This window comes from Mucilaginibacter sp. P2_D11 (assembly GCF_056404435.1).
Genome location: NZ_JBFUEA010000038.1, coordinates 1 through 4,153, shown reverse-complemented (window position 1 = coordinate 4,153; position 4,153 = coordinate 1). Strand labels below are relative to the sequence as shown.

Here is a 4,153-nt window from a genome sequence, read left to right as displayed (position 1 = left end):
ATCTTCCAGATGCACTCTACCGACGGCCCCCGGATGGCGGCAGGCGACGTGAACGGTGATAAACTGCAGGACTTTTACATCTGCGGCGCAGCTGGGCAGCCTGGTGCGCTGTACATCCAAACAAGGGATGGGCGGTTCAAAAAGAGCAACGAAGCACTGCTGGAGAAAGACAAAGGGAGCGAAGATACCGACTGCCTGTTCTTTGATGCCGACGGCGACGGAGACCAGGACCTTTATGTTTGCAGCGGGGGCAGCGAGTTTTCGGCCAACTCCACAGAACTGATCAGCAGACTTTACCTGAACGACGGGCGTGGCCGTTACAGCCGGTCGCCGCAGGTGCTGCCCTCTTTCCAGTTCGAGAGCAGTTCCTGCGTGGCAGCGGCCGATATGGACGGCGACGGGGACCAGGACCTGTTCGTGGGTGTACGGCTTAAACCGGGCAACTGGGGCTATGCCTGTAAAAGCTATATACTGGAGAACAATGGCAAAGGGATATTCAGCGATGCAACAGATAAAGTTGCTCCAGCCCTAAACCAGGCGGGTATGGTTACCGATGGCAAATGGTTTGATTACGACCGCGACGGCCGGCCGGACCTGGCCATCTGCGGCGAGTATATGCCMATCCGCATCTTTCATAACCAGGGCGGGAAGTTAAATGAGATCACGAATGCAGCGGGGCTGTCAAAAAGCAGCGGCTGGTGGAACCGGCTGCAGGTGGCCGATGTGAATGGCGATGGCTACCCCGACCTGGTAGCAGGCAACCACGGGCTCAACTCAAGGTTTAAAGCTAGTGTAGCAAAACCGGTAAGCCTGTACACSGGCGAYTTCAGCGGCACGGGCACCATAGAACAAATCGTATGCACCTACAATGGCGATAAGCAATACCCGATGGTACTGCGGCACGATCTGATGGGCGAACTGCCGCTGCTGAAGAAGAAGTACCTGCGCTATGAACAATATAAAGAGCAAACGATGGAAGATATTTTTGGGGTGGAGCTGCTGAAAACGATCRCCAAAACGGATGCTTATGAACTGCGCAGCAGCGTGCTGCTGAACGACGGCAAAGGCAGGTTCCGGCTACAGGCTTTGCCGGTAGAGGCGCAGTTCTCCACGGTGTTCGGGCTGGTGGTAAAAGACCTTGACGGCGACGGGAAGGCGGATATTCTGCTGGGGGGCAACTTTTATGAATCCAAGCCGGAGGCAGGCATCTACGATGCCAGCTACGGGCTGCTGTTGAAGGGCGATGGCAGAGGTAGTTTCCGGGCCGTGGCGCCACAGCAGAGCGGCGTACTGGTAAAAGGTGCCGTACGCGATATCATGCAGATCGGTGTCGGTCGCAAAACCCTGCTCTTGTTCGCAAAAAATAATGATCAAACCGAAATAATAAGTTTAAATAAGATCGCAGTTAAATGATAAAACGTTATAAATGGTTGTTTTTTGTTGCGGGTATTTGCTCTCTGGTAGCTTGCGGGTCAGACAGTGAGCGGTATAAAGATTCGGTGGCTCGAGAACTGGCTACCGGCATCCGGCAGGACAGTATTTTTATGGGCATAAAACTGGGGATGACTAGTAAAGAATTTTATACACATTGTTGGCAGATGAATAAAAAGGGGGTGTTTTTTGAAGGCCCGGGTAACATGTCTGTATTATATCATTTCAAAAACGAATTGAAGCATCCCGCAGCAATGACCTTTTACCCGGATTTTCTTGAGAACAAGATCAACAAAATGGGTGTGACATTCAGCTACGATGCGTTTGCACCCTGGAACAAGGCATTGTTTGCAGATAGTTTACAGCTGGATGTACTGAGCCTGTTTAAAAAATGGTATAAGGGGGCCGATTTTATAACTATGACAGACCCGGTACGCGGAACTATTTTTGTGCAGGTAAAGGGTAACCGCAGGATCATCATTGGTAAGTATGATGAGCAGCGTGTAAAAGCGGATTTTACAGATCTGTTGACAGAAAACAGAAAAAAGTAATGAGATATTTTATTCCCGGTAACGTTATACGCAACAGGTATTTGAACCGGTACGGTGCATTGCTGTTGTTAACTTGGGTTTTTTGCGGCTGCGGTGACGGCAACAGCAAATCGGGTACAAAGCTTTTTGAGCTTTTGGATGCGGGCTACACCAACATTAATTTCAACAACAAGCTCGCTTACAACAACGAGTTCAATATTTATACCTACCGCAACTTTTACAACGGAGGCGGCGTGGCACTTGGCGACGTAAATAACGATGGGTTGATAGATGTTTTTATGGTAGGGAATACCGAGCCAAGCAAACTTTATCTCAACAAGGGGGATTTTCGGTTTGAAGATATTACCGGCAAGGCAGGCATTGGCAAGGTGGGAAAATGGTCTACCGGGGTAACCATGGCCGATGTTAACGGCGACGGTTTGCTGGATATTTATGTTTGCAACAGCGGCGACGTTAAAGGCGACCATAAGCAGAACGAACTGTACATCAACCAGGGGAACTTAAAGTTTAAAGAGAGTGCGGTAGCGTATGGCATAGGGGTAAACGGCTACTCTACCCATGCCGTTTTTTTTGATTACGACCACGACAACGACCTCGATCTTTTTATCCTCAGCAACTCCTTTAAGGCCATCGGGACTTTTAATATACAAAACAACGAGCGGAACATGCGCGATCCCCTGGGCGGGCAAAAATTATTCCGTAATGATGGCGGGCACTTTAAAGATGTAAGTGCCGAGGCCGGGATTTTTGGTAGCGTGATTGGTTTTGGGCTGGGCGTGAGTGTGGGCGATGTAGATCATGATGGCTGGGACGATATCTACGTGTCAAACGATTTTTTCGAGCGCGACTACCTATACATCAATAATAAAAATGGCACGTTCAAGGAATCGCTGGAAGACCAGATGCATAGCATCAGTAATGCTTCGATGGGCGCCGACCTCGCCGACATTAATAACGACGCCATGCCCGATATTTTTGTGACCGACATGCTGCCCGAGCGGGAGGCGCGCCTGAAAACCAATACCACCTACGAAAACTGGGACAAATACCAGATGGATTTAAAGTATGGCTATTACAACCAGTTTACCCGTAACACCCTGCAGCTAAATAACGGTAACGGCACTTTCAGCGAAATTGGGCGTCTTGCAGGTGTGCACGCTACCGACTGGAGCTGGGGTGCATTAATTACTGATATGGATAACGATGGGTTTAAAGATATTTTTGTTGCTAACGGCATTTACCAGGATCTTACCAACGGCGATTATATTCAATACCTCTCTAACCGCGAAGTGATGGCAACGCTCATCAAAGATAAAAGCATCAACTATAAAAAGCTGATAGACCTAATGCCTTCGGAGGCAGTACCGAACTACGCTTACCATAACAATGGCAACGTTACGTTCAGCAACAAGGCAGCGGATTGGGGGCTTGATCAGCCGGGGTTCTCCAATGGCTCTGCTTACGGCGATTTGGACAACGACGGGGCGCTAGACCTGGTTGTGAACAATGTAAACATGCCCGCCTTTGTGTACCGCAACAATAGCCGTAAGCTCCACCCGGAGAACAAATACCTCAAGGTAGTACTTCAGGGCGAAGGGAAGAACCGCTTTGGCACCGGCAGCCGTGTAACGGTTTATTACAACCATACACTAAGCTACCAGGAGCAAATGCCCGCACGCGGTTTTGAATCCAGTGTGGACAACCGGCTCAACTTCGGGCTCGGGAAAACCAGCCTGATCGATTCAGTATTGGTGCAATGGTCCGATGGTAAACAAAAACTGCTGAAAGCGGTGAAACCCAATCAAATTATCACTGTAAAGCAAAGCGAATCGGCCCTGCCGTTAAAAACGAAGGAAGTACCGGCACCCAAAACGCTGTTTGCGCAAAGCGCGGACAATTACGGCATCGATTTTAAACATACCGAGAACGAATACGTGGACTTCGACCGGGAGAAGCTTATCTTCCAGATGCACTCTACCGACGGCCCCCGGATGGCGGCAGGCGACGTGAACGGTGATAAACTGCAGGACTTTTACATCTGCGGCGCAGCTGGGCAGCCTGGTGCGCTGTACATCCAAACAAGGGATGGGCGGTTCAAAAAGAGCAACGAAGCACTGCTGGAGAAAGACAAAGGGAGCGAAGATACCGACTGCCTGTTCTTTGATGCCGAC

3 protein-coding genes are annotated in these 4,153 nt (G+C 49.9%); all 3 read left to right on the top strand.

The genetic code is table 11. From position 1 onward, the window contains the following. On the top strand, window positions 1–1,413 hold a 1,413-nt coding region (locus AC1DXC_RS27170), incomplete at its 5' end, for an FG-GAP repeat domain-containing protein (RefSeq protein WP_477462320.1). Continuing rightward, on the top strand, window positions 1,410–1,982 hold the full coding sequence (locus tag AC1DXC_RS27165; protein ID WP_477462319.1) for a hypothetical protein: 573 nt from the start codon (window positions 1,410–1,412) through the stop codon (window positions 1,980–1,982). The genes AC1DXC_RS27170 and AC1DXC_RS27165, both read left to right, overlap by 4 nt. Beyond that, on the top strand, window positions 1,982–4,153 hold a 2,172-nt coding region (locus tag AC1DXC_RS27160; protein ID WP_477462318.1), incomplete at its 3' end, for a CRTAC1 family protein. The genes AC1DXC_RS27165 and AC1DXC_RS27160, both read left to right, overlap by 1 nt.